General features: G+C 62.9%; 21 protein-coding genes and 1 pseudogene. 7 read left to right on the top strand and 15 right to left on the bottom strand.

The window, feature by feature from the left end; genetic code table 11:
- Positions 1-187 precede the first annotated feature (187 nt).
- The 3 genes from ASD52_RS00805 to ASD52_RS00795 form a co-directional block, all read right to left on the bottom strand.
- Positions 188-652, bottom strand: coding sequence for a chemotaxis protein CheW (locus tag ASD52_RS00805; RefSeq protein ID WP_018326507.1), 465 nt, complete (start codon positions 650-652; stop codon positions 188-190).
- Positions 653-654: 2 nt separating this feature from the next.
- Positions 655-2,790 (bottom strand): methyl-accepting chemotaxis protein, encoded by a 2,136-nt coding sequence (locus ASD52_RS00800; protein ID WP_057222701.1) that lies wholly within the window; start codon positions 2,788-2,790, stop codon positions 655-657.
- Between the two features lie 179 nt (positions 2,791-2,969).
- Entirely contained in the window at positions 2,970-3,383 is a 414-nt protein-coding gene (locus ASD52_RS00795) for a MarR family transcriptional regulator (RefSeq protein WP_309141651.1), read from the bottom strand.
- A 148-nt stretch (positions 3,384-3,531) separates the two neighbouring features.
- On the opposite strand from ASD52_RS00795, the gene ASD52_RS00790 reads away from it, so the two are divergent.
- The 4 genes from ASD52_RS00790 to ASD52_RS00780 all read left to right on the top strand — a co-directional run bounded on the left by ASD52_RS00790 (position 3,532) and on the right by ASD52_RS00780 (position 6,771).
- Positions 3,532-4,731: an NAD(P)/FAD-dependent oxidoreductase gene (locus ASD52_RS00790; RefSeq protein WP_025427699.1), complete on the top strand. Its 1,200-nt coding sequence runs from the start codon at positions 3,532-3,534 to the stop codon at positions 4,729-4,731.
- A 64-nt stretch (positions 4,732-4,795) separates the two neighbouring features.
- Positions 4,796-4,954, top strand: a complete 159-nt coding sequence (locus ASD52_RS39200; protein WP_025427700.1) for a hypothetical protein — start codon at positions 4,796-4,798, stop codon at positions 4,952-4,954.
- A gap of 186 nt (positions 4,955-5,140) precedes the next feature.
- Positions 5,141-5,740: an SCO family protein gene (locus tag ASD52_RS00785; RefSeq protein WP_025427701.1), complete on the top strand. Its 600-nt coding sequence runs from the start codon at positions 5,141-5,143 to the stop codon at positions 5,738-5,740.
- Between the two features lie 155 nt (positions 5,741-5,895).
- Complete coding sequence (locus ASD52_RS00780; protein ID WP_025427702.1) at positions 5,896-6,771, top strand: 50S ribosomal protein L11 methyltransferase; 876 nt, start codon at positions 5,896-5,898, stop codon at positions 6,769-6,771.
- A gap of 1,435 nt (positions 6,772-8,206) precedes the next feature.
- Here the strand turns inward: ASD52_RS00780 and ASD52_RS40520 are convergent.
- Positions 8,207-8,737 (bottom strand): annotated as a pseudogene (locus ASD52_RS40520) (adenylate/guanylate cyclase domain-containing protein); the annotation flags it as partial.
- 631 nt (positions 8,738-9,368) lie between these two features.
- On the opposite strand from ASD52_RS40520, the gene ASD52_RS00775 reads away from it, so the two are divergent.
- On the top strand, positions 9,369-11,204 hold the full coding sequence (locus ASD52_RS00775; RefSeq protein ID WP_025427704.1) for an aminopeptidase P family protein: 1,836 nt from the start codon (positions 9,369-9,371) through the stop codon (positions 11,202-11,204).
- Between the two features lie 259 nt (positions 11,205-11,463).
- Here the strand turns inward: ASD52_RS00775 and ASD52_RS00770 are convergent, their stop codons facing one another.
- The 6 genes from ASD52_RS00770 to ASD52_RS00745 form a co-directional block, all read right to left on the bottom strand.
- Positions 11,464-11,703, bottom strand: a complete 240-nt coding sequence (locus ASD52_RS00770) for a hypothetical protein (protein ID WP_025427705.1) — start codon at positions 11,701-11,703, stop codon at positions 11,464-11,466.
- Positions 11,704-11,931: 228 nt separating this feature from the next.
- Entirely contained in the window at positions 11,932-12,246 is a 315-nt protein-coding gene (locus ASD52_RS00765) for an AzlD family protein (protein WP_025427706.1), read from the bottom strand.
- Between the two features lie 3 nt (positions 12,247-12,249).
- Positions 12,250-12,969 carry an AzlC family ABC transporter permease gene (locus tag ASD52_RS00760; RefSeq protein ID WP_025427707.1) on the bottom strand — a complete coding sequence of 240 codons (720 nt, stop codon included), beginning with the start codon at positions 12,967-12,969 and terminating at the stop codon, positions 12,250-12,252.
- Positions 12,970-13,387: 418 nt separating this feature from the next.
- Positions 13,388-14,209, bottom strand: coding sequence for a 3-methyl-2-oxobutanoate hydroxymethyltransferase (gene panB / locus ASD52_RS00755; RefSeq protein WP_025427708.1), 822 nt, complete (start codon positions 14,207-14,209; stop codon positions 13,388-13,390).
- 2 nt (positions 14,210-14,211) lie between these two features.
- A complete protein-coding gene (panC, locus tag ASD52_RS00750) occupies positions 14,212-15,090 on the bottom strand; it encodes a pantoate--beta-alanine ligase (RefSeq protein ID WP_057222700.1) in 879 nt (292 codons plus the stop codon).
- Positions 15,091-15,286: 196 nt separating this feature from the next.
- Positions 15,287-15,673 (bottom strand): VOC family protein, encoded by a 387-nt coding sequence (locus ASD52_RS00745; RefSeq protein WP_025427710.1) that lies wholly within the window; start codon positions 15,671-15,673, stop codon positions 15,287-15,289.
- 387 nt (positions 15,674-16,060) lie between these two features.
- Here ASD52_RS00745 and ASD52_RS00740 point away from each other — a divergent pair, with 387 nt between their 5' ends.
- Positions 16,061-16,471 carry a VOC family protein gene (locus ASD52_RS00740; protein ID WP_025427711.1) on the top strand — a complete coding sequence of 137 codons (411 nt, stop codon included), beginning with the start codon at positions 16,061-16,063 and terminating at the stop codon, positions 16,469-16,471.
- A gap of 211 nt (positions 16,472-16,682) precedes the next feature.
- Positions 16,683-17,336, top strand: coding sequence for a CatB-related O-acetyltransferase (locus ASD52_RS00735; protein ID WP_198956844.1), 654 nt, complete (start codon positions 16,683-16,685; stop codon positions 17,334-17,336).
- A gap of 34 nt (positions 17,337-17,370) precedes the next feature.
- Here the strand turns inward: ASD52_RS00735 and ligA are convergent, their stop codons facing one another.
- The 5 genes from ligA to lpxC form a co-directional block, all read right to left on the bottom strand.
- Positions 17,371-19,524: an NAD-dependent DNA ligase LigA gene (gene ligA, locus ASD52_RS00730; RefSeq protein WP_025427713.1), complete on the bottom strand. Its 2,154-nt coding sequence runs from the start codon at positions 19,522-19,524 to the stop codon at positions 17,371-17,373.
- An 81-nt stretch (positions 19,525-19,605) separates the two neighbouring features.
- The gene (locus ASD52_RS00725) at positions 19,606-20,568 is read right to left on the bottom strand and encodes a hypothetical protein (protein WP_025427714.1); all 963 of its coding nucleotides are present in this window, start codon (positions 20,566-20,568) and stop codon (positions 19,606-19,608) included.
- An 83-nt stretch (positions 20,569-20,651) separates the two neighbouring features.
- Positions 20,652-22,325, bottom strand: a complete 1,674-nt coding sequence (recN, locus tag ASD52_RS00720) for a DNA repair protein RecN (RefSeq protein WP_025427715.1) — start codon at positions 22,323-22,325, stop codon at positions 20,652-20,654.
- A gap of 20 nt (positions 22,326-22,345) precedes the next feature.
- Positions 22,346-23,212 (bottom strand): outer membrane protein assembly factor BamD, encoded by an 867-nt coding sequence (locus tag ASD52_RS00715; protein ID WP_025427716.1) that lies wholly within the window; start codon positions 23,210-23,212, stop codon positions 22,346-22,348.
- Positions 23,213-23,384: 172 nt separating this feature from the next.
- Positions 23,385-24,338, bottom strand: a complete 954-nt coding sequence (lpxC, locus tag ASD52_RS00710) for a UDP-3-O-acyl-N-acetylglucosamine deacetylase (protein ID WP_025427717.1) — start codon at positions 24,336-24,338, stop codon at positions 23,385-23,387.
- Between the last annotated feature and the right edge of the window lie 264 nt (positions 24,339-24,602).

The raw sequence follows: 24,602 nt of genomic DNA, 5'->3' as shown, positions 1-24,602 counted from the left end.
CGCTAAAGTAGTACAACTGTTCCGTCAGCGCTCATGACGTTTTGTCACGATAGCCTCGCCCAAGCGTGAAAATCATGACGCAAGTTTAACTTGACCTGCGGGCTTTCTGACCAACGTGCCACGCGCAAAACGCGAAACGCCCCGGGAAAGCCCCAGGGCGCATCGCCAATCCGCGGCTCGAAGGTGGTCAGGCGGCCTGCGCCAGCTCGTCGGCAATCACCGTGTCGAGGTTGAGGAAGCAGACCATGGTCTTTTCCAGCGCGACAATGCCGCGGCAGAAGGCACGTTGCGCTTCCGGAATGATCTCCGGCGCCGGCTGCAGATCTTCGCTCTTGATGGTCATCATGTCGGATACCTGCTCGACGAGCAGGCCGACCAGCTTGCCGGCAATGTCGGTGACGATGATCGCCGAACGTTCCGACGGTTCGGTCATCTTCATGCCGAGACGGCAGGCCATGTCGATGACCGGGATCACCGCGCCGCGCAGGTTGATGAGGCCGAGCACGTAGGGCGGCGTGTGCGGCATCGGCGTCACCGGCGCCCAGCCGCGGATTTCGCGGATCGCCATGATGTCGATGCAGAATTCCTGGTCGCCCAGATGAAACGAAACGATTTCGAGATAGGCACCGGACTGCTTGATTGCGTTGGACATGATCAGAATTCTTCCCAATTCTCACCGGAGGCCGACGTCGATGGCACGGAGCCCGGTTGGTTGCCGAATGCGCCCGCTAGCTTGCCCATCAGGGCCTTGGCGGGGGATGGAGCTGGACGCGAGGTCGATTTTGCCGAGGCAAGGTTGTGCAAAGGCACCGCCTTGTGCGTGCCCCTGGGTACGAGCCTTGCAGCTGCAGGCGTCGTTGCGGCTGCGATCTGCGTTGAAGCCCGCGTCTGGACAGGCGCTGCCGGCTTCACGGTCGTAACTGGCTTCACGCTCGCGGTCGTCTGCGACGGTGCGTTGGAGCGCATCAATGCTTGGACGGTCCGGCCCTCGTGGAACTGGCCGACGAGTTGCGTCAGCTTTTCCGCGTCCTGCGCCAGCGTGTGGCTGGAGGCGTTGGTCTGTTCGACCATCGCGGCGTTCTGCTGCGTCATCTGGTCGAGCTGGCCGACCGCCGTGCTGATTTCGTTGAGCCCGGTCGACTGCTCACGCGCCGCCATGACGATGGAACTCATGTGCTCGTTGATCCGCGCGACATCGGCGCCGATGCGACCGAGCGCCTCGCCCGTCGCCTGCACCAGCCGGACACCGGTGCCGACCTCGTTGCCCGAGCGGCCGACGAGCGTCTTGATATCCTTGGCGGCGCCTGCGGCGCGCTGCGCCAGCGCGCGCACTTCCTGCGCCACGACGGCAAAACCCTTGCCGGCTTCCCCTGCCCGCGCTGCCTCGACGCCGGCGTTCAGCGCCAGAAGGTTGGTCTGAAAGGCAATCTCGTCGATGACGTTGATGATCGTGCCGATCTCGTTCGAGGCATCCTCGATGCGGGCCATGGCGCTGATCGCCTCGCCGACGATGCGGCCGGATTCCTGCGCATTGGTGCGGGTCTCGTCGACCATGCGGCTCGCCTCTTCGGCGCGCTGGGTCGCGGTGCGCACGGTCACCGTGATCTCGTCGAGGGCGGCGGATGTCTGCTCCAGCGATGCGGCCTGCTTTTCGGTGCGGCGCGCCAGGTCGTCGGCGGCGGTGCGCATCTGGCGGCCATTCGTCTCGATCGAGAGCGCGTTTTCCTTGACGTTGAAGAGCACGTCACGCAGGCGCTCGACCGTCTGGTTGAAATTGCGGCGCAGCGTATCGAGCTTGCCATCGAAGGGGCGGTCGATGGTGACGGCGAGATCGCCTTCGGCAAGCTGCGTCAGTGCCAGGCCGAGGCTGTCGACCGCAGCCTGGATGCGGCGAACCGCTTCGTCGCGCTCGCTTTGCTGCTGTTCGCGTTCCTTCTCGATTTCGCGGCGGCTTGCCGCCGCATTCTGCTCGAGCGATTGCTTTTCTATGGCCGAGGCACGGAAGAGATCGACGGAGCGGGCCATGACGCCGATCTCGTCGCCACGGTCAAGCGCCTCGACCTTGGAGCCGAGCTCGCCCTTCTGGATGCGCTGCATGCTGTCGCGAAGCCCGAGGATGCCGCGGCGCAACGTCGCCCCGTGAAACCAGAGCAGGCCGAGCAAGGTCGCCATGGCGACGAGACCGGCTATAGTCTGCAGCAGAAGCGCATCGGCCGAAACGGCGCGCGCTTCGTCGACCCGCGTCTGAACCAGTTGTGTCGCAGCCTCGGAGAGCTGCGAAAGTGCTTTACCAAGCCGTTCGCCGGCACCGTCGATCGCGTCGTCGATCTTGCCGAATTCTTCCGTCGAAGCCTTGCCTTCGACCAGCGTCTTCAGGTCGACGCCGATTGCCTGGCGAAGTTCGGTGAGATCCGCGTCGAAGGTCGAAAGCGCGTCAGTCCGGCCGAGCAGCGTCGCCAGCGTCTTGATATCCGCCTTGCTGGCTTCGAGAAGGCTAAGCGTGGTTGCGATGCCTGCGGCGCGCTCCGGATGGATCACGCCTTCGTTACGGTCGACGATGGTATCCATGGCGTTGAGCACGAGGTTGGTGGTGGCAAGCCGCATCTCGTCGACGGCGGTCAGGCCGCGCTGCGCGGTGATCGCCCCGTTCAGCGCCTCGTTCGAGCGCATGTCCTCATACCAGCCGACGCCGAGCACGGAGCCGAAGCCAACGAAGGCGGCACCGGCGAGCGTGGCAAGCCGCTGGCTGACGGTGAGGTTCTTTTTCAGGGGCGCAGACGTTCCGGTCATAGGGCAGTCCATGGTCACGGACCTGCCAAAACCAGGCGAAGTCCTCCGTTAAAATCGATGCGGAAAGCCGGGCTCGATCAAACCGGATGACGTCATGTCATGTAGAGGTGAAGCACTTCACCCGCGTTGGCAAAACACTGGCAAACAGACCTTAAGCATTCGCTAAGCCGACCCCCGAATCATGGGGAGAAACGCAGCGCGGCGAGATGCTTTTGCTGGAGCGCGGTCGCCCCTTCGAGAAAGCGCAGCAGAACCGCCTGCTCCTCGGCTGAAAAGGTCGCGAGGAAGCCGGCACCTTCCTCGGCGATCGGCCGGTAATAGGGCGCCGTCAGCATCTCCACTGCATCGGTGTTTTCCACCATCACCTTGCGCCGGTCTTCGGCGCTGCGCGTCCGCTGCAAGAGGCCGCGTGCCTCCATCCGGTCGATCAGCGCCGTCACCGCCGCTGGCGTCAGTCCCGTCTCCTCGGCAATCGCGCCGGCCGGTCGCGGGCCGGCATGCAAGAACGCGAGGCAGCGGCGCTCGGCGGCATTGAGCTGCAGCCGCTCGCCCACCGCCTCGTCATAGGCTTGGGTCGCATCCTGCCAGCGCATCACGGCGCCGCCAATTGCTCGGACGAGTCCGTCCGGCGCCGGGCTTGACGAATTTACTTCGATCATCTAAATATTAATCCATCGTACTTTTCATTCATCGCAACAATATGAACTTCGCTTGCAGCGGACGCAAGCCTTGGAGACGCATATGCCAAAGCAGAATTCCATCGCGATAACAGGCGCCGGCATTGCCGGCCTGTCCCTCGCCATTCGCCTGCGCCAGACCGGCCACTCAGTCCAGATCTTCGAGGCGCGGCCGCGGGAGGCGTCCGGCGAAGGCGCCTTCCTGACGCTGGCGCCGAACGGCATCAATGCGCTGCGCGCGCTCGGCCTTGCCGAGCGTGTCTCTTCCCTCGGCATCCCGACGACCGGCATTGAAATCCTCAACGCCGCTGGCCGACGGCTGGCATTGCTCGATGAGCGGGAAGCCCAACGGCAGGCGGGCGCCGCGAGCATCACCCTGCGTCGCGCCGACCTGCTGGAGGCGCTACGCCAGACAGCGTCGGCGCAGGGCGTCGACATTCGCTATGACCACGCGCTCATCGACATCGAGCGGAAAGCGGACGGCGTGACCTTGCGCTTCGGCAACGGCGAGAGTGCGCATGCGCATTGGCTCGCCGGCTGCGACGGGGTCTGGTCGCGCACGCGGCGCCTCGCATTGCCCGCCTCGCCCGAGCCGCTCTATACCGGGTTGACAGGCACCGGCGGCTTTCTCGATTGTCCTCACGTGCCGTCGAGCGGCGGCGTGCTGCGCCTGATGTTCGGCGAAAGCGCCTTCTTCGGCTACATCAAGGCGCAGGAAGGGCCGGTGTTCTGGTTCGATTCCTTCACGCTCGACGAGGAGACGGCGATCGGCCGGCCGGATCCGGCAGCCCTTGCCGCCCGCACCCGCGCCCAGCACGCCGGCGACGCCGCCCCGGTCCGCGACATCGCCGCGGCCGTCACCTCGGTGCCGCGCGCCTATCCGGTCTTCGACATGGGCCACCTGCCGCGCTGGTTCGACGATCGCGTCGTGCTGCTTGGCGATGCCGCCCATGCGGTCTCTCCCCATGCCGGCCAGGGCGCCTCGATGGCGATCGAGGATGCCGTCGTGCTCGCCGCCTGCCTCACCGCCTATGGCGCGCCGAGCCGGGCCTTCAGGGCCTATGAGACGCTCCGGCGCGACCGGGTGGAACACATCGTCCGCATCAGCCGCCGCCGTGGCGCCAAGAAGCAGGCAAAGGGCCCGGTCGCACTGTTCCTGCGCGATCTTCTCCTGCCGCTTCTGTTGCCCTTCGACGCGAAAACGACCCAGGCCGTCCAGCGCTACCGCGCCGATCTCGACCCGCTGGTGTTGCCGGCCGCCTGAACGCCGATCTCCGGCCCGGCCGGAGATCCCTTCCCCTTGGCGCTCCGGATGCTATGATAGGGTCATGAACACGAGAACGCAGAGATCGATCCGGCTTCCGCTGCTTGCGGGTCTTGCGATGGCGCTTGCCGTCGTGACGCTTCTCGCCTTCCGCGGCTGGATGGCGAACGGCGCCGATATCTTCCTGGCGCTCGCCCAGTCCGGCCTTGCCTGGTGCATCTGAGCTGACGGGCATTACTGCCGGAGGATTTCCAGGAAAAGTGCGAAGCGGTTTTCCGTCCGGAAATGCTTCAACACAAAGAGATTGCCTGCGGCAATTGTCCCATTTGCGTGGCTGCGGCGGAGACGGTATCAAAAGCCGATCAACCTGATATGGCCGGCCAAGGCCCCAACTAAATCGGTAGCACGCATGAAAACCATTCGCATCGCCCTTTGGGCCGCCGTCGTCGTCATGGCCGGCGTTCTCGGCTGGCTGACCTACGAGATGACCCAGTCGAAGCAGCAGGGCGCCTCCGGCCCCTTCGGCGTGCCCTTCACGCTGGTGGCGCAGGATGGCAAGGAGATCACCGAGAAGGCTTTCTCCGGCAAACCGACCGCGCTGTTCTTCGGCTTCACCCATTGCCCGGAGGTCTGCCCGACGACGTTGTTCGAGCTGAACGGCTGGCTGGAAAAGGTCGACCCGGAAGGCAACAAGCTGCAGGCCTATTTCATCACCGTCGACCCTGAGCGCGACACGCCTGAAATTCTCGGCCAGTACGTCTCCAACGTGTCCAAGCGCATCACCGGCATTTCCGGTCCGGCCGACAAGGTGCTGGAGATGGTCAAGGGCTACCGCGTTTACGCCAAAAAGGTGCCGCTCGACGCCGAAAAGCCTGACGGCGACTACACCATGGACCATACCGCCTCGGTGTTCCTGCTCGACGCCGACGGCAGCTTCTCCGGCACCATCGCCTACGGGGAAAACCCCGAAACCGCGATCAAGAAGCTCGAGAACCTCACCAAGGGTTGAGGACCGCTCCTGCCCCAATCGAACATCTTTGCTAGCGCCGGCATCGCCCGGCGCTTTGCGTTTGCCAAGCTTTCATGCTAGCGGCGGGGGCTTGCAGCGGCGCACGTCGGATAGGGCGTGCGGCGATTATGCAGAGCCAGCCGAAGGACAGAGCCTTGAGCGAGATCAGACTTTTCGTCACCACCACCGAGAAGCAGGCGGAAGCCGTGCTCGACCGCATGAGCGAGGTCTTCGGCGAAGAGGATTTTGCCATCGGCACGACGGAAGTCGACGAAAAGCGCGACGTCTGGGAAGCCTCGATCTACATGATGGCGGCCGACGAGGAGAGCGTCAACGAGCGGCTGACGGAGGCGCTTGCCGACGACTTTTCCCATCTTGCCATCGAACGCGAAGTGCTGCCGGATATCGACTGGATCGCCAAGTCGCTCGAGGGGCTGGCGCCCGTGCGCGCCGGCCGTTTCGTCGTGCATGGCTCCCATGACCGCGACAAGGTCCGCACCGGTGAGATCGCCATCGAGATCGAGGCCGGCCAGGCCTTCGGCACCGGCCACCATGGCACGACCGCCGGCTGCCTCGAAGTGCTGGCGACCGTGGCGCGCACCCGCACGGTGCGCAACGTGCTCGACCTCGGCACCGGCAGCGGCGTGCTGGCGATCGCTGCCTGGAAGCTCCTGCATGTGACGGTGCTCGCCACCGACATCGACCCGATCGCCACCCGCGTTGCCGAGGAAAATGCCCGCCGCAACGGCGTCGTCACCGGCATGACCTTTGCGACGGCCCCCGGCTTTCACTCCACCGCCTTCAGCGGCAACGGCCCCTTCGACCTGATCATCGCCAACATCCTCGCCCGTCCGCTGATGAAGATGGCAGCGCAACTGACCGCCAACCTCGCCCCCGGCGGCTCGGTGATCCTCTCGGGCATTCTTGCCGAGCAGCGCTGGAAGGTGCTTGCCGCCTATAACGGGCAGCACCTGCGCCATGTCCGCACCATCTGGCGCAACGGCTGGGTGACGATCCACCTGGAGAAGTGAGGCACGCGTCCGGAGCGACAGCCGCAGGGTTTCTTCGCAAAGCCTGACCTGGTCTCGGTTTGCAGCCTATCCCTTCGCCGGACGGCGGTGGGAGAACTGAGCGATGGATATGCCGGCTTTGCGGAAGCCGTTCAGCCAGAGCTCCGCATCCTCTGACAAGGAGCAAATCTTCGCGGTGTTTCGGGCGTAGACGTCTGCATCGAACGCCGCGGGCATCGCGCGCGTTATGATTGCCGCCTCCTCCGCCCTGCCGAGCTGGGCGAGACAGGCCGCCTGGCCTGCCGAGCTGGGCGAGACAGGCCGCCTGGTTCAATCGGAAGAAATACGGCGGATCGATCAGGGTTCCGTAGGCGGTCAATGCCGCATCGAACCTGCGCGCGAGATAGTAGCAGTCCCCGAGACTGGAGAGGAACGCCGGCGGCAGGAGCGGCTCGAACTTGCAGCCCCGTTCGACAAGCGCCAAGCCTTCTTCATGCATTCCCGCATAGGAAAGGATCATGCCTCGGGCGACAAGGACGTTCATGTCGCGCGGGCTCATCGAGATCGCAATGTCGGAGTAGCGCAGGGCCTCGTCAATTTTCCCGACCAACAGAAAGCATGCAGCAACGCTGGTGAGGACGAATGGATCGTTTCTGTCGGCAGCGATCGCCCGCGCGGCATATTCCTGGCACTCAACCTCAAGCCCGGCATCTGTCGCAGCATCAGGCTCACTGAACCGCCAGTATGCGTAGAGCAATCCTAGCGAGGCGAGAGCGGGCGCATAGGTCGGGTCGACGCGGATCGCCTCCTGCATGTGCCCGCGTGCACCCTGTTCGTCACCGTTGCGCCAGGCAGCCCCTGCCCGGAGCCAGGACCTATAGGCGGAGATATCCGTCGTCGAACTCCTTGCGCGAACGGCCCCGGCCACCTCTTGAAGATTGAAAAACAGGCGACCTATGATCGCATCGACGATTTGATCCTGGACCGCGAAGATGTCCGCCATTTCGCGATCGAATCTCTCGGCAAAGACATGCGCCCCTGTCTGTGTGTCGATCAATTGCACCGAGGCGCGCAGGCGCTGGCCAGCCAGCCGGACACTGCCTTCGAGGACGAATTCCGCACCGAGCTGCCGGCCCACCTCCGCCACGTTCACCGATTGGCCCCTGTAGCTGAACGTGGTGTTTCTGGCGACGACGGAGAGATTCCGGAAGCGGCTCAGCTCGGTGATGATGTCCTCGGTGAGGCCGTCGGCGAAGTAGTCCTGCTCTGTGCTTCCCGACATGTTCGTGAGAGGCAGAACGGCGATGGTGGTAAATTCCCTGCCGCGAGAAAGTGTCGTTTGGAGCAGTGCCCGGGCCGTCTCCATTCCGAAGATCCTGACCGGCGCAGCAATGTTCTTGAGCTGCACCAGTCCGAGGTCTTTCATCACGACGGGGATCTTGCCTCGGACTTCATTGTGCACCTTCTCGGACATGCAGATGCCACCCGGCTCGGCCAGCGCTTCCAGTCGCGCTGCGATGTTGACCCCCTCGCCATAAATGTCTGAACCCTCGCCGATGACATCGCCGATGTTGATGCCGATGCGGAGCAGGATCTCGCTGGGTTCTGGAACACCGGCATTCGCCTCCGCCATCTTCCGCTGAAGCTCGAGCGCGGCCTCGACGACGTCAATCGCGCTGGCGAATTCGACCAGCACGCCGTCGCCCATCAGCTTGACGATGCGTCCTCCATGGGCGCGCACCACCGGGTAGAGCACATGACTTCGCCGCTCCTTCAGCGTCTCATACGTCCCGGCTTCATCGGCTTCCATCATGCGGGAATAGCCGACCACATCGGCGACGAGGATCGCAACAAGGCGGCGGTGGATTGATTTCTCGACCACGCTCCCACGTCTCCTTCGGGTGGCGCACTCTGTTGGGAAACCGAACTCGTCCACAATATCGGGATTGTGACCTTGTGCAAAATCATCTTGTGGCACGTGCTCCATAACGGCGCACGAAAGAGCCGTTGATGTCAGGGTGCCAGCGCCAAAAAGCCAAGCCGAAGAAAAACGAAAAGGCCGCCACGTCTTTCATGACGGGCGGCCCTTCGAAACAAAGGCGATGCCAGGGGCATCGCCTGCTGGTTCGGCTTGAGACCGAACCATGCCCGCGAGCCTGAGGAGGAGGAGCGCTCGAGCGGGCGTCTACCGTTCCGAAATTGACCACCCTTGAGGGAGGAGGAGAACAGAGTGATCAACTATTCTCGGAACTGCAGGCTTTTGAACCACCGGATGTTCGTCCGTGTTCGTTGAGGCGGCTTATAAACTATTATTCCGATAGAGATAGCAGCTTCTTGGCATAGGAGCCATGCAGAAAGCGCATATGTATGGTAAATGAGCAATTGCCCTCTAAAGCATTTCCGATTTATGCGGAATCGCAAAAACGCTCTATCTCTTTGTTTTTACACAATTCCTGACGGAAAACCGCTTCGCACTTTTCCTGGAAATGCTCTGATTCTGTGCACGTCCTGCCGCCGGCATGCCCGGCAGGATCTCGCCTCTTTCCTCCCCATGGACGTTTCCGCTAAGATCGCGCATCTTTCCCGCGGTTCTCCGCCCAATTTACCGGAAATCCCTCATGTTTCAGTCCTTTGAAGTCACCTCCACGCCCCAGTTCGGCAAGGAGCGCACAGAAGCCTTGCGCGCCACCTTCGCCGCCCTCGGCATCGACGGGTTTCTCGTACCCCGTGCCGACGAGTTCCAGGGCGAGTATGTGCCGGCATCGTCGGAGCGGCTTTCCTGGCTCACCGGCTTTACCGGTTCCGCCGGCGTCGCCCTCATTACGCAGCGTCAGGCTGTCGTTTTCGTCGATGGACGTTACGTGACCCAGCTGAAGGAACAGGTCGACGGCCAGGTCTTTATCGGCGGCGATCTCATCGGCGAGCCGCCGCATCTCTGGCTGGAAAATAACGGCACCAAGGGCTTCAGGCTCGGCATCGACCCGTGGCTGCACACAGGCGCTGAAGTGCGCCGGCTGGAAAAGGCGCTTGCCGTCCTCGGCGGCTCGCTCGTCTTCCTCGACCACAACCCGCTCGACCGCATCTGGACCGGTCGCCCGGCAGCCCCGCTCGGCCGCGTCTCCATCCAGCCGATCGAGCAGGCCGGCGAGCTTGCCAAGGACAAGATCGCGACCATCGCTGGCGGCCTCGAAAAGGCCGGTGCCAGCGCCGTGGTTTTGACCGACCCCTCCTCCGTCGCCTGGACCTTCAATATCCGCGGTACCGACGTGCCGCACACGCCGCATCCGCTCGCCCGCGCCATCATCCATGCCGACGGCCGCGCCGAGATCTTCCTCGACAAGCGCAAGACCGGCATCGAGCAGGAAGCCTATCTCACCCAGATCGCCGAGATCGCAGCACCCTCGACCTTCGACGACCGCCTGTCGACGCTCAGTACTGCGGGTGCTGCCGTCATGCTCGACCCGGACCTTGCCTCCTTCGCCATTTCCGAGCTGATCCGCTCCAAGGGCGGCAAGGTCGTCGAGGCCGTCGACCCAGCCCGCCTGCCCCGCGCCCAGAAGAACAGGGCCGAGATCGAGGGCTCGACCCGCGCGCATCTGCAGGATGGCGCCGCGATGGTCGAATTCCTCGCCTGGCTCGACAAGGCCGAGCCCGGCACCGTCACCGAGATCGGCGCTGCCAACCAGCTGGAAGCCGCCCGTGCCACCGTCGGCGAGCGCATGCAAAACCCACTCAAGGACATTTCCTTCGACACCATCTCCGGTGCCGGCTCGCATGCGGCGATCATGCACTACCGCGTGACGACCGAAACCGACCGCGCGATCGAAGCAGGCACCATGTTCCTGATCGATTCCGGCGCGCAATACATCAACGGCACCACCGACATCACCCGCACGGTGGCGGTCGGCGCGGTTCCGGAAGAGCAGAAGCGCTTCTTCACGCTGGTGCTGAAGGGCATGATCGCCATCAGCACCGCGCGTTTCCCCAAGGGCTCGCGCGGTGTCGACCTTGACCCCTTGGCCCGCATCGCGCTGTGGAAGGCTGGCGCCGACTACGCCCATGGCACCGGCCACGGCGTCGGCTCCTACCTCTCGGTGCATGAGGGACCGCAGCGCATCGCCCGGCTTTCAACCCAGGAACTGCTGCCCGGCATGATCCTGTCGAACGAGCCCGGCTATTACCGCCCCGGCGCCTTCGGCATCCGCATCGAAAACCTCATCGTGGTGCAACCGGCCGAAGAGATCGCCGGCGGCGACCTGGCGATGCTCGGCTTCGACACGATCACCTATTGCCCGATCGACAGCCGCCTGGTGCTGCCGGCGTTGCTGACCGACGAGGAACTGGGCTGGTTCAACGCCTACCACGCCGAGACGCGCGAAAAGCTGATGCCGCTGTTGGTGGGCGACGAGACCCGCAACTGGCTGAAGACCGCGACGAAAGCCATCACACGCTGAGTGGGGCATTGCGAAGGGGCTGAAGCGCGTTTCCAGTCCCCAAAGCATGTCGCGCAAAGGTGCGCAGTGGTTTTGCGATAACGACATGCGCAAAAACAAGAGCTTAAAGCGCAACAAGCGAATCCGGGAGAGCGCCCGGCGCTGTAGCAAATTGGGGCGGGATGCGGCCGGAAAACCGCACGCAGTTTTCCTCATCCCGCTCTGACGCCGGCTTTCAAGAAGAAGCACAAAGGCTTGGGGGAAGCCCCGGCTTTTCCTTTCAGATTCCCAACAGTTTCTTGGCCTGGCCGAGCGTTGCCTCCGACGCGGCGTGATCGCCGGCCTTGTGCTGGTCTTCGCCCTGCTTGCGCAGCGCCGTGACCTTCGCCATGTCGGCCTCGGAAAGAGAGGCCGTCGGGATGGCCGCATCGATCGCAGCCATCATGGTGGGGCACTGGTTGGCAAAGGCCGTCGCAGGCGCAAGCGCGAGCAAAAGGGCAATCGAGATCCTGGTAATCATGGTCGCTCCTCCACCACCGGGAGGCTGCAGCAAGTCAAAGTGCAACCGCGACCTTTGCGCGTCAGACAGGGCGCGCGGCGCAGCCGTACCTCTCCGGCAATCAGAGGATGATAATCCAGGACGCGCCCGAAGCCAACGCCGGAGCGTTCAGCGCACCCTGCCCTGCCCGCGCCGTCTTCGACGACACGACCAGCGACAGGGATTGCCCGCACAAAGGCGGTGAGGAACCTACAGGACGAGATGCCGGATCAGCATCACCACCACCCAGCCGATGACGAGCATGCGCAAGGTGGAGAGATTAAGCCCGAGCGCAATGGCGAAGGCGACGAACATCGAGACCGCGACGTCGAAGCCGCCATAGACGAAGGCCGGCGCCACCAGCGTCGTCAGCACCGCCGCCGGAACGGCGTTCAATGCCGATTCGAGCCGCGGCGGGATCTGCTTCATCTGGGTGATGAGCACATAGCCACCGATGCGGGTGATGAAGGTCGCAACGGCCGCCGCGATGATCAGATAGATGAGATTGAGGTGTTGCGGGTCCATGGCTCAGGCCTCCTTCTCGATGGCGACGGGCGGTGCCGAAACCGTCTCGGTCGGCGGCAGGCAGGCGGCGAGCAGCACGCCCGCCAGCGCCCCGATGCTGACATGCCAGGGCGAGCCGACGAGATGCATGCCGGCAACCGACGCCACGGCAGAAACCGCAACGATCGGCAAAAAGCGGTCACGCTTGCGAAAACCCATCACCAGGCCGAGGAAGTAGATCGGCAAGAGCACGTCGAGGCCGATGGCCTTGGGATCGCCGATCAACTGACCGAAGATCGCGCCAAGCAGCGTGTTGAAGATCCAGGGGAAATAGATCACCAGGCCGAAGCCGAGATACCAGGGGAAGGTCACCGGCAGGCCACGCTCGCCGCGCTTCTCGGTCTCGGCATATTGCGGATCGACCAGCAGGAAGAAGGCAAAGAACTTCTGGACCGGGGTGAAATGCCGGATGTATTTGGCGATCGAGGCGGAATAGAGCACGTGGCGGAAGTTGACGGCGAAGACCGAAAGCACCACCAGCCATGGCTGGACATGGTTGCCGAACAGCTCGATGCCGACCATCTGGCTGGCGCCGGCATAAACCGTCGCGCTCATGAACACGGTATCGGCGATGGTAAAACCATTGTCGACCGCAAGCGCACCGAACAGCGCGCCAAAGGGTGACGCCGCTAGCATGATCGGGAAGCCGCCGCGCACGCCTTCCCAGAATTCGTCTTTTCTCATGGAATCCTCCCGCGGCGCCGGCAATGGGCGCCCGCGGCATGCCGTCTTTAATCGGGATCGATCAAGGCCACATGCAGCATTTCAAAACTGCGACAGCGACTGTGCACCTCAAGGCGCGCGCGGCTGTCGTCCTGTGCCGGACAGATAGGCGTTCCCGCCCCGACCAACAATTCAATTGCGCTTATACAATGATTGAATTTTATGATGCCTGACCGCGGCAGGCTTGAACGAAATGCGCACGGGTCGATAAGCGATCGCCGTTTTTTCACCGCCGCCTCGCCACCGACCACCTGGCGGTGGGGCATTTATCCGAAGATCGCTCCCCCAGTGGGATAGGGCGCAAGCCGCATGACCTGCGCCCTCCTGTTCAAAGTCGCCGTGTGCTCGTTGGCGCGGCCAGGTCGTGCAAAGAGATGTGTCAGCGCTTGACCTGGAACGTATGCTCGACACCCGGGAACGTGCGCGCCTTGACCTCGTTGGCGTATTCCTCCGCAGCCTTCGAGATCGCCGGCGCCAGTTCGGCAAAATGTTTGACGAAGCGGGGCTTGAAGTCGTTGAACAGGCCCAGCATATCGTCAGAGACGAGGATCTGGCCGTCGCAGGCCGGCGATGCGCCGATGCCGATGGTCGGCGAGCGCAATTCCCCGGTGATCTCGCGCGCAACCGGCTCGACGGTGCCTTCGACGACGATCGCAAAAGCGCCGGCATCGTCGATCGCCTTGGCGTCGCGGCGGATCTTGGCCACTTCCTTCTCGTTGCGACCGACCGAGCGATAGCCGCCGGTGGTGTTGACGAGCTGCGGCATCAGCCCGACATGGCCGAGAACCGGAATGCCGCGGCTGACGAGGAACTCGACCGTCTCGGCCATCTCGGCGCCACCCTCGAGCTTCACGGCGCTACAGCCGGTTTCCTTCAAAACGCGTGCAGCACTTCGGAAGGCCTGTTCCTTGGATTCCTGGTAGGAGCCGAACGGCAGGTCGATGACAATGCAGGAGCGCTCCGAGCCGCGCATGACCGCCTGGCCATGGGCGATCATCATCTCGAGCGTGACGCCGACGGTGGTGTCGAGACCGTAGAGCACCATGCCGAGCGAATCGCCGACCAACAGGAAATCGACATGCGGATCGAGCAGCCGGGCAATCGGTGTCGTATAGGCCGTCAGGCTGACGATCGGGCGCTCGCCCTTCAGCGCCTCGATATTGGCAGGGCTCAGGCGGCGTCTGGCAGATTGTACGCTCATTCTCAGGCAACCTTTGCAAAATGGGCGGATTTGGCGGCAATCACGCGGTTGTCGAGCAGCTTCGTCGTGCCGAAGCGCACGAAGAGCAGCAGCAGCAGCACCGGCTTGTCACCGATCTCTTGAATTGTTTCGAGCGTGCCAGGATCGCGCAGCGCCACGACTTCGGGTCGAGCCAGCGGTTCGGCGGAAAGAAAAGCCGTCACGGCCCTTTCCACTTCGACGGCATCGGTGATCCCGGACGCGACCAGCCGCTCGGCCTCGGCAAGTGCCTTCGGCACGATGGCAGCCGCTTCACGCTCAGCGGCGCTGAGGTAGACATTGCGCGACGAACAGGCGAGCCCATCGGCCTCGCGCACCGTCGGCACGCCGATGATCTCCACCGGCTGGGCGAGATCATCGACCATACGGCGAATGATCTGCAGCTGCTGGAAATCCTTCTCGCCGAAATAGGCGCGGTCCGGCTGCACGATGTTGAACAGCTTGGTGACGACAGTCGCAACGCCGGCAAAGTGGCCGGGACGCACGGAACCTTCAAGCTCGGAGCCGAGCTTCGGCACGTCGACCACCGTTTCCATCGGTCGCGGATACATGTCGGACACCCCTGGCGAAAACAGGAAGTCGACGCCGCCCTCTTCCAGCATCGCCTGATCGCGGGCGAGATCGCGCGGATATTTGCTCAAGTCTTCGTTGGGGCCGAACTGCAGCGGATTGACGAAGATGCTGGCAACGACGACGTCATTTTGCCCGCGCGCACGGCGCACAAGCTCCATATGGCCGACATGCAGATAGCCCATGGTCGGCACGAGCCCGACCGTCTTGCCTGCCCGCCGGTATTCGGCAAGGGCTGCGCGCAGCTCGGTGATGGTGGTGATGGTCTTCAAATCCGGACCCTCCAATCCGCGAAGGCGCCGCTAGCGCCCCGCCCCGCGGCCTGTGGCTCTTGGCCCGCTCCGCGAAAAGGCAATTGCACAAAATTTGGCTGCAAACCTCTATCTTGTGCAGCGCAAAAAGACAAACGGAATTGGTGCCGCTGCGAATAGAGCCAAGCCAATTATCGCACGGTCCGGGCGGGCAAGCTCAGCTGTGGGCGGAACTCGGCACCCGCCAGGGCGGATCGAGCCTGTTGGCGCCTGCGAAATAAAGTACGATGCGGTTGCCGGCGGGATCAAAGATTTCGGCTTCCCGCCACAGCCAGCTCTTGTCGGCGGGACTGCTCGCAAACAGGATACCGGCCTCGATCAGCCGGCTGACGGTCAGATCCAGATCGTCGCACTCGAAGTAGACGGTTGTGCCGCTGCCGCCCGCCTCGCCCTGATGCAGCGAAAACGAACTGCCGCCATCCGGGCAGACGAAGCGCACATAATGCGGCCGCGCATCGACGATCGGCTGCAGCCCGAGCGTGCGGTAGAACTCCCACCCCGCATCGAGATCGGGCATCGTCACCGTCACCTGGTTCAAACGCATCGTGTCTCCTCACATCCCGGGCGCCGACAGTCATCGTTGCTCGCCGCACCTCTTCACGAGGTCCGGAGACCATGGAACATCCGCCAGAAATGTGCGAGGTGCAAACGATGCGGATTCAGCATGGACCGCCAAACTCTGATCGGCCTCGTGTGGCACTCGCCGCCGTTCCAGATGTGCTCGCCCATTTCGAGCGCGCCGCCGGCACCTTGCCGAGCGAATTGCCAGTAATCTCGGGTGAACCGGAAATGCTTGAAAACCTATGATTGCACACCACATCAGCGGGGACACTTCGCATTTCTCAAAAAATGTCTGAACGGCTGTCGGCTGCGTGTCACGCCGAACGTCCTAGTTATGTTCAATCAAGAAAATCCCTACGAGGAGCATTCCATGCGCATGATTTTTGTAAACCTGCCCGTCAAGGACCTGAAGGCGTCCCGGGCCTTTTTCGCGGCACTCGGCTATACCTTCAACGAGCAGTTCTCCGACGACACGGCCGCCTGCACGGTGATCTCGGACAATATTTTCGTCATGCTTTTGACCGAACCGAAGTTCCGCGGCTTCATCACCGGCGAGATCAGCGATGCCAGCAAGGGCACCGAGGTCATCACCGCCCTTTCCGCCTCGAGCCGCGCCGAATGCGACGACATGCTCGCCAAGGCACTCGCTGCCGGTGCCAAGCCCTGGAAGCCGGCACTCGACTACGGCTTCATGTACGGCATCAGCTTCCAGGATCTCGACGGCCACGTCTGGGAATTCATGTGGATGGACATGGAAGCCGCCCAGCAGCAGGCCTCCTGATCTGACGCAATCCCCTTGCCTTGCGCCCGCCGCGTTTCGCGGCGGGCGCTTTTTTTTGTCTGATCCGGTGCACGCAACTATGAGCGAGGCTATCGGCCGCAGAGGTTTTGGGGAGAAATTGCCCGAAAAACCGGATAGTTGGGGAACCCATACGTCGAGAAGGCGAGTGAGCCGTCGCTGACGCTTGCAATGAGCAGAATGAGGAAGCCCCATGTCCATGAATGTCGAAGCCAAGCATTGGTCCAAGGTCGAGCTTTTGCACGAGACCGTGCGCAACCCGAATATCCATGTGCGCGGCACCAACAGCTACTACAGCAACGCTTGGACGGGTTCCTTCGAGGAGAGCGTCGTTCGCTACCTCTATGGCGACGACTACAGCCTCAAGGCCTGGGAGCCGCAATGGCCGATCGACCAGTTGCGGATCGGAGACTACGTCGCGATCGGTGCCGAGGCGGTAATCCTGATGGGTGGCAACCACACCCACCGCACCGATTGGGTCAGCCTCTATCCGTTCATCGATATGATTGGCGAAGCCTATATCGGCAAGGGCGACACGATCATCGGCGACGGCGCCTGGATCGGCATGCGCGCCATGATCATGCCGGGAGTCACCCTTGGTGAAGGCGCCGTCATCGCTTCGGGCGCGATCGTCACCAGAGACGTGTCGGCTTACACCATCGTTGCCGGCAATCCGGCCCGCCCCGTTCGCCAGCGCTTTCCCGAAGCAGACATCGAGACGTTGCTCTCACTCGGCATCTACCGATGGGAGAGGTCGAAGTTCGACGCGCTGCGCAATGTCATCTGCGCCGACGACATCGCCGCGCTGAAGGCAGCATCCGAAGCCTACGACGCGGAACAGGCATAACGACAACGCCTGCCAGCGCCCCTGATCGTGGGCATCAGCCCCCGATCAGCGCCAGCCACTCGTCCTCGTCCATCGTCTGCACGCCGAGTTCGCGCGCCTTGTCGAGCTTGGAGCCCGCTCCCGGGCCGGCGACGACGATATCGGTCTTCTTCGACACGGAACCTGCCACCTTGGCGCCGAGGCTTTCCGCCTTGGCCTTGGCCTCATCGCGCGTCATCTTTTCGAGCGAACCGGTGAAGACCACGGTCTTGCCGGCGACCGGGCTGTCGCTCGCAACCGGTATCTCCGCCCCTTCGGGCGTCACTTCGGCAAGCAGTCGCGTCACCACTTCAAGGTTCCTCGGCTCCTTGTAGAACTCGACGATGGCGCGGGCGACGACTTCGCCGATGCCGTCGATACTGTTGAGTTCGTTCCAGGCATCACCCGTAAAGGTGCCGGCTTCGCTCATGGCTGCGCCGAAGGCCTCGTAGGTGCCGTAGGAGCGCGCGAGCAGCTTGGCCGTGGTCTCCCCGACATGGCGGATGCCAAGCGCGTAGATGAAGCGATGCAGCGCGATCGAGCGGCGGGTGTTGATCGCGTCATAGAGCTTGCGCACGCTGACGCGGCCGAAGCCGTCGATGTTTTCGAGCTTTGTCAGCGACGTCTCCTGGCGCTTTTCCAGCGTGAAGATGTCGGCCGCCGTGCGGATCGACAGCGTCGGATCCTCGCTCTCGAAGAAGAACTCGATCTGCTTGGAGCCGAGGCCTTCGATGTCATAGGCATTGCGCGAGACGAAATGCTTGAGATGCTCGACCGCCTGCGCCCGGCAGACGAAGCCGCCGGTGCAGCGGCGCACTGCATCCACCTTGCCGGACTTCTCGTTGATGTCGCGCACCGCATGGCTGCCGCAGACCGGGCATGTCGTCGGAAAACGATAGGGCTCGCTCCCCTCCTTGCGCTCGTCCATCACCACGTCGACGATCTGCGGGATGACGTCGCCCGCCCGCTGGACGATCACCATGTCGCCGATACGGATGTCGCGACCCTCGCGGATCGGTTCGCCGCTGTTGCCGAGCCCCTTGATGTAATCCTCGTTGTGCAGCGTCGCATTGGTCACGACGACGCCGCCGACGGTGATCGGCTCCAGCCGTGCCACCGGCGTCAGCGCGCCGGTGCGCCCCACCTGGATGTCTATGGCCGTCAGCCGCGTAAATGCCTGCTCGGCCGGGAACTTGTGCGCCGTCGCCCAGCGGGGCGAGCGCGAGCGGAAACCGAGCCGCGCCTGCAGGTCGAGCCGGTCGACCTTGTAGACGACGCCGTCGATATCATAGTCGAGATCAGGCCGTTCGCGCTCGATATGGTGGTAATGCGTCAGCAGCTCGTCGGCCGACGAAATCCGCTGCATCAGTGGATTGACCGGGAAACCCCAGGCCTTGAATGCCTCGACCATGCCGAATTGGGTATCGGCAGGCATTTCCGACATTTCGCCCCAGGCATAGGCAAAGAAGCGCAGCTTGCGGCTGGCAGTCACCTTGGCGTCGAGCTGGCGGAGCGACCCGGAAGCGGTGTTGCGCGGGTTGACGTAGAGCGGCTTGCCGAGCGCTGCCATCTCGGCGTTGAGTGCGGCAAAGTCGGACTTCGCCATGTAGATTTCGCCGCGCACCTCGACGATCTCAGGAGCGCCGGCCGGCAGCGTCTGCGGGATCATGCCGATGGTGCGGATATTGGCGGTGACGTTTTCACCTGTTGTGCCGTCGCCACGGGTCGCCGCCGTCACCAGCCGCCGGTTCTCGTAGCGCAGCGACATCGAGAGGCCGTCGATCTTCGGCTCGGCGGTAAAGGCGATCGAATTATCCGGCAGCTGCCCGAGGAAGCGGTAGACCGAGGCGACGAAATCGCGGGCGTCCTCGTCGGAAAACGTGTTGTCGAGCGACAGCATCGGCCGGGCATGAACGACCGGCTGGAAGGTAACGGATGGCGCTGCCCCCACCTTCTTCGATGGGCTGTCCTCGCGCGCAAGCGCCGGAAACTGCGCCTCGATCGCATCGTTGCGCCGCTTCAGCGCGTCATAGTCCGCATCCGTGATCTCCGGCGCGTCGTTGCCATGATAGAGCGCGTCGTGCCGGGCAAGCTCGGAGGCGAGAAAGGCCAGCTCCTCGGCGGCTTCCGTTTCGTTCAGCTTCTCGACGGGTTTCAGTTCACTGGACATGCGCGACGACTCCGGATTGGGAGTCGTTTTTTAGAGCAACTGTCGGGAAAGAAAAGAGCGGCCGTTATCGGTCTCCCCTGATCATCCGGCCGGAGCGACACTTGGCTCGACGTCGGCGCAGCGGCGGATCTCCAACTCACACCAGCGCTCGTATCGCTTCTGGTAGCGCGCGCGTATCCCTTCCAAATCCTGCCGGTGGACGCCGCGTCTGGTGTAGATCCATTTGCCTTCCGCAAGGCCGCGCATGACGCGACCAACCGGATCGAGGCCGAACATTTTCAGGATGGCGGCGCCGCCCTTGTCCCAGCCGATGCCATAGAGGTCGATACCTTCGGGCGGAAACTCCTGGTACTCCAGGATCGCCGACACCGTCGCCCAGACGAGGATGCCGTTCTGCCGCCGGCGTTCGCTGCGCATGGAATCGAGCAGGTAGCTGAGATTGAGGATGGTAGCGAGATAGACCACCTTGGCCTTGCGCGCCTTCGGATGGACAAGCAACCCGTTGGCAAGCAGGTCGTCGAAGCCATAGTCACCTTGCAGGAACAGCTTGAAGTGCTTCTTCTCGAAGGCGTAGTAGTCGGTGAAACCGTAGATATTGTCGTCGGAGTCCTGCAGGCAGATCAGGCTGTAGGGATCGGAGAAGAAGGCTTTCATATCCTCCTCCGGATCGATCGCGTCGCTCTGAAAGACGTCCTGCGCCTTGCGGATGACATCATAGGCAACCGCCGTCGATGGCGGGACACGCACCAGGTACGGGCGGTCATCCTCAGCGCTGGAGCGCAGAAACCCGAGCGGTGCGGCGCCATCGTCCTTCTCGTCCGGCAGTTCGATGCTGCGCGCGCCGCGAAGTCGCGCGACCAGATAGGGGATGAGCGCCGTGCCGGCCACCACCGCCAGGATGCCGATCACCCCCAGCTGTTTGTTGGCTTCCTTCATCGTCAGGATGTAGCCGACGAAGGCGAGAGAATAGAGCAGGATCAGTTCCGGATGCTTGCGCATCTGGTCCAGTCGAAGCTGAATTCGCTGCTGGAGCTGTTCCCACATGCCAAAGCTCGCATATCCGCGCAACGCCTAATAAAGACACGCGCTCGACCGGGAGACAACTTGGCGAGAAGGCGTAGCGGGCACTAACCGTTGCCGGAAAGCAATCGGGCGGCGGCCGCCCTCGCCTCTTCGGTGATCGAGGCACCGGCGAGCATGCGGGCGATTTCCTCGGTGCGGGCCTTGTCGTCCATTCGGGCGACGCGGGTCGAGATCATCTCGGCCTTTTCGGTCGATGGTCCCTTGGAGATCAGCAGATGCGTCGCCGCGCGTGCGGCAACCTGCGGCGCATGGGTGACCGAAAGCACCTGCACCGTGCCGGAAAGGCGCTTCAGTCGCTGGCCGATGGCATCCGCGACCGCGCCACCGACTCCGGTGTCGATTTCGTCGAAGACGAGGGTCGGCGCCGAGCCGCGGTCGGCAAGCGCCACCTTCAGCGCCAGCAGGAAGCGCGAAAGTTCGCCGCCCGAAGCCACCTTCATGATCGGCCCCGGCCGGGTGCCCGGATTGGTCTGGACATGGAATTCGACCAGATCGATGCCGTCGACGGTCGGCTGGGCCGCATCGCTCTGCACTTCGACCATGAAGCGGGCACGTTCGAGCTTCAGCGCCGGCAGCTCGGCCATGACTGCAGCAGACAGCGCCGACGCCGTGTTCTGTCGCTTGTCGGACAAGGTGCGCGCCGCAGCGTCGAAAGCCACCCGTGCCGCAACAACCTGCATGTCGAGTTGCTTCAGCTTCTCCTCGCCGGCATCGAGGTCGGCCAGGTCGGAAATCATCCGCACCGCCAGCGCCGGAAGCTCGGCGACCGGCACGGAATATTTTCGGCTGGCGCCACGAAGCGCAAACAGGCGCTCCTCCACCCGCTCCAATTCCTTCGGGTCGAATTCGGTGTTGCGCAGCGCTCGCTCGACGGCCATTTGCGCATCCGAAAGCTGGTTCAGCGCGGCATCCAAGAGCTCGACGGTTTCTTCCAGCAGCCCCGGCGCCTCATGGCTCTTGCGCTCCAGCCGGCGCACCAGCGAGGCAATCAATGGAACCGGCGAGCCGTTGCCGTTGAGAAATTCGGAGGCTTCGTTGATGTCGCCGGCGATCCGCTCGGACTTCATCATCCGCGCGCGCTTTTCGGCAAGCTCGTCCTCTTCGCCATCGCGCGGGCTGAGCTTTTCCAGTTCTTCGACAGAGGAGCGCAGATAGTCCGCTTCGCGTGCTGCCGCCTCGACGCGCTCGCGATGCTTCTTCAGTCCGCGTTCGGCATCTTTCCAGGCGCGGTAGAGGCCGGAGACCTGCTCTGCCTCGTCGGTCGTGCCGCCAAAGGCGTCGAGAAGCGTGCGGTGCGCGTCGATATCGACAAGCGCGCGGTCGTCATGCTGCCCGTGGATTTCGACCAGTGTCTGGCCAAGTTGCCGCATCAATTGAACGCTGACCGGCTGATCGTTGACGAAAGCCTTGGTGCGGCCATCGGCCGACTGCACGCGACGGAAAATCAGATCGCCATCATCGTCGACGCCGTTGTCACGCAGCATCAGCCGTGCCGAGTGCCCCATCGGCACGTCGAAGACCGCCGTCACCTGGCCCTTGTCCGAGCCGTGACGCACGAGCGAGCCGTCGCCGCGCCCGCCAAGGGCCAGCGACAGGCTGTCGAGCAGGATCGATTTTCCGGCACCTGTCTCACCGGTCAACACGGACAGGCCGGCCTCGAACGCCAGATCAAGCCGTTCAATCAGGACGATATCGCGGATCGAGATCTGGGCGAGCATCCGGGGTCAAATCTTCCGTGTCAGGCGCCGATCAGCTTCTTGCCTGCGCGCGCAATCCAGGAATTGCCGCTTTCGCGAGGCTCGAGGCCACCCGACTGCAACAGCTTGAAGGAATCACCATACCACTGGCTGTCCGGATAGTTGTGTCCGAGAACGGCGGCAGCGGTCTGCGCTTCGGAGGCCACGCCCATTGCGTAATAGGCTTCGACCAGACGGGCCAGTGCTTCTTCGACCTGGTTGGTATTGGGATACTTCTCGACGACGGTGCGGAAACGCGACACGGCGGCGAGGTATTCCTTGCGCTCGAGATAATAGCGGCCGACCTGCATTTCCTTGCCGGCGAGCTGGTCGCGGGCAAAGCGGATCTTCGCCTGGGCATCCTCGACATATTGCGAGTCCGGATACTTGTCGACGACGGCCTGCATCGCCTCGATCGCCTTAAAGGCCGGCTTCTGGTCCTGCGTCACGCCCGGGATCTGCTTGGTATAGGCAAGCCCCTGAATGTACTGCGCATAGGCCGCATCTTCCGACTGCGGATAGAGGTTCAGGTAGCGCCCGGTGGAATTGATCGCCTCCTGGTACTGGCCGTTGCGATAGCTGACGAAGGCGTTCATCACGAGCGCCTTGCGCGCGTATTCGGAGAAAGGATGCTGCCGGTCGAGCGCTTCGAACTTGCGCGCCGCTTCCGTGGTCTTGCCGGCATTGAGGTTGGCGAGACCCTGGTTGTACAGCACCTCCGGCGGATCGGTCTCGGCCGTCAGCTTGGTGATGTCGATATCGGGATCGTTCTGGCAGGCGGTAATCAGGGCGCTGCCGGCAACGGCCGCGACTACCACGGCGAACACACGCGCTGACTTTTTCAAATCAACAGAAACTGCAAGAACCATCGGATATTCCCGTTCCATTCTGCGGGCATCGACCCCGCCAGACATGCGCTTTTAGAGCAAGTTGCCTCAATGCCGCAACGTCATGATCGGTGATTCATGCAAATTTATGGCGGCGCCGACATGAAAATGCCGGCCTTTCGGCCGGCGACTGGAGGAGAGTGTCTTTTTGTTGTTATGCGGACCAGGGCGCGAAGCCCGGAACTGCAACCGCAACCATGTCGCGCGCACGGGTGCGCTGACGTGGCGTGGCGGTTTCGACGACCTCGTAGGCCGAGGGATCACTGAGCAGAGCCTTGAGCACATTTGCGTTCATCTTGTGACCACCGCGATAAGAACGGTAGCAGCCGATAAACGGTGCGCCGGCAAGCGAAAGGTCGCCAACGGCGTCGAGCGTCTTGTGGCGCACGAATTCGTCCGTATAGCGAAGGCCTTCGACATTGATGACCGAATCGTCATCGGAGATCACGACCGAGTTTTCCAGCGACGAGCCCAGCGCGTAGCCGGCAGCCCAGAGGCGCTCGACGTCGCGCATGAAGCCGAAGGTGCGGGCACGCGACAGTTCGCGCTTGAACACCGAAGGCGTCATGTCGCCCTTCCAGGCCTGGCGACCGATCAGCGGGCAGTCGAAATCGATCTCGACCTCGAAGCGCATACCGTCATAGGGCGTGAATTCCGACCAGGACGCACCTGATTCGATCCGCACCGGCTTGATCACGCGGATGTAACGACGCTTGACCGCCAGCGCGCGAACGCCCACCTGCTCGATCGCATCGATGAAGGGTTCGGAGCTGCCGTCCATGATCGGCATCTCGGCGCCATGAACCTCGATGGTGAGGTTGTCGAGGCCGAGCGCGTAGATGGCGGCCATCACATGCTCGATGGTTGCGATCGAGGTGGCCGGCGACATGCCGAGAACGGTGCAGAGATCGGTGTTGCCGACCTGCGAGGAAACCGCCTTGAACTCGCTCAGGCGGCCGTTGGCGAGAACGCGCTGGAAAACGATGCCCGCATCGGCTTCGGCCGGATGAAAGGTGATTTCCACCTCGGCGCCCGAATGAACGCCAATTCCCTTGAGCGTTACCGGGCTAGCAATCGTGGTCTGAAATCCGAGCAGTTCGATTCCCATTCTCGTCGTCACTTTCAATACCTATGGCCATAAGGCCCAAACATCAGGCGGATGCAGCGGTTTTCAGGGCGCAAGAAAGGCGCCCGAGAGTTTCGGCCCAAAGGCCGGAACTCTGCGTTTCGAACAGACAGCGCGTGATCGAATCGCATGCATCCCCAATTCCGAGCTTGAAAATAGTGGTTCTGAAGCACCATTCCAAATCACTGTTCGTTTCGTTTTGTTACGCATCTGTAACACGCCGTTTGACCCCGGCAACCTATTGAA

Source organism: Ensifer sp. Root142 (assembly GCF_001426785.1).
Taxonomy (GTDB): Bacteria; Pseudomonadota; Alphaproteobacteria; order Rhizobiales; family Rhizobiaceae; genus Ensifer; species Ensifer canadensis.
Note: the sequence above shows the minus strand (reverse complement) of the source record. Positions and strands in the feature narration are given on the sequence as shown.

What these genes read in the sequence shown, in the direction of transcription:
- ASD52_RS00805 (WP_018326507.1), bottom strand. Translation starts at nt 652, where the DNA reads ATGTCCAACGCAATCAAGCAGTCCGGTGCCTATCTCGAAATCGTTTCG.
- ASD52_RS00800 (WP_057222701.1), bottom strand. Translation starts at nt 2,790, where the DNA reads ATGACCGGAACGTCTGCGCCCCTGAAAAAGAACCTCACCGTCAGCCAG.
- ASD52_RS00795 (WP_309141651.1), bottom strand. Translation starts at nt 3,383, where the DNA reads ATGCGCTGGCAGGATGCGACCCAAGCCTATGACGAGGCGGTGGGCGAG.
- ASD52_RS00790 (WP_025427699.1), top strand. Translation starts at nt 3,532, where the DNA reads ATGCCAAAGCAGAATTCCATCGCGATAACAGGCGCCGGCATTGCCGGC.
- ASD52_RS39200 (WP_025427700.1), top strand. Translation starts at nt 4,796, where the DNA reads ATGAACACGAGAACGCAGAGATCGATCCGGCTTCCGCTGCTTGCGGGT.
- ASD52_RS00785 (WP_025427701.1), top strand. Translation starts at nt 5,141, where the DNA reads ATGAAAACCATTCGCATCGCCCTTTGGGCCGCCGTCGTCGTCATGGCC.
- ASD52_RS00775 (WP_025427704.1), top strand. Translation starts at nt 9,369, where the DNA reads ATGTTTCAGTCCTTTGAAGTCACCTCCACGCCCCAGTTCGGCAAGGAG.
- ASD52_RS00770 (WP_025427705.1), bottom strand. Translation starts at nt 11,703, where the DNA reads ATGATTACCAGGATCTCGATTGCCCTTTTGCTCGCGCTTGCGCCTGCG.
- ASD52_RS00765 (WP_025427706.1), bottom strand. Translation starts at nt 12,246, where the DNA reads ATGGACCCGCAACACCTCAATCTCATCTATCTGATCATCGCGGCGGCC.
- ASD52_RS00760 (WP_025427707.1), bottom strand. Translation starts at nt 12,969, where the DNA reads ATGAGAAAAGACGAATTCTGGGAAGGCGTGCGCGGCGGCTTCCCGATC.
- panB (WP_025427708.1), bottom strand. Translation starts at nt 14,209, where the DNA reads ATGAGCGTACAATCTGCCAGACGCCGCCTGAGCCCTGCCAATATCGAG.
- ASD52_RS00745 (WP_025427710.1), bottom strand. Translation starts at nt 15,673, where the DNA reads ATGCGTTTGAACCAGGTGACGGTGACGATGCCCGATCTCGATGCGGGG.
- ASD52_RS00740 (WP_025427711.1), top strand. Translation starts at nt 16,061, where the DNA reads ATGCGCATGATTTTTGTAAACCTGCCCGTCAAGGACCTGAAGGCGTCC.
- ASD52_RS00735 (WP_198956844.1), top strand. Translation starts at nt 16,683, where the DNA reads ATGTCCATGAATGTCGAAGCCAAGCATTGGTCCAAGGTCGAGCTTTTG.
- ligA (WP_025427713.1), bottom strand. Translation starts at nt 19,524, where the DNA reads ATGTCCAGTGAACTGAAACCCGTCGAGAAGCTGAACGAAACGGAAGCC.
- ASD52_RS00725 (WP_025427714.1), bottom strand. Translation starts at nt 20,568, where the DNA reads ATGTGGGAACAGCTCCAGCAGCGAATTCAGCTTCGACTGGACCAGATG.
- recN (WP_025427715.1), bottom strand. Translation starts at nt 22,325, where the DNA reads ATGCTCGCCCAGATCTCGATCCGCGATATCGTCCTGATTGAACGGCTT.
- ASD52_RS00715 (WP_025427716.1), bottom strand. Translation starts at nt 23,212, where the DNA reads ATGGTTCTTGCAGTTTCTGTTGATTTGAAAAAGTCAGCGCGTGTGTTC.
- lpxC (WP_025427717.1), bottom strand. Translation starts at nt 24,338, where the DNA reads ATGGGAATCGAACTGCTCGGATTTCAGACCACGATTGCTAGCCCGGTA.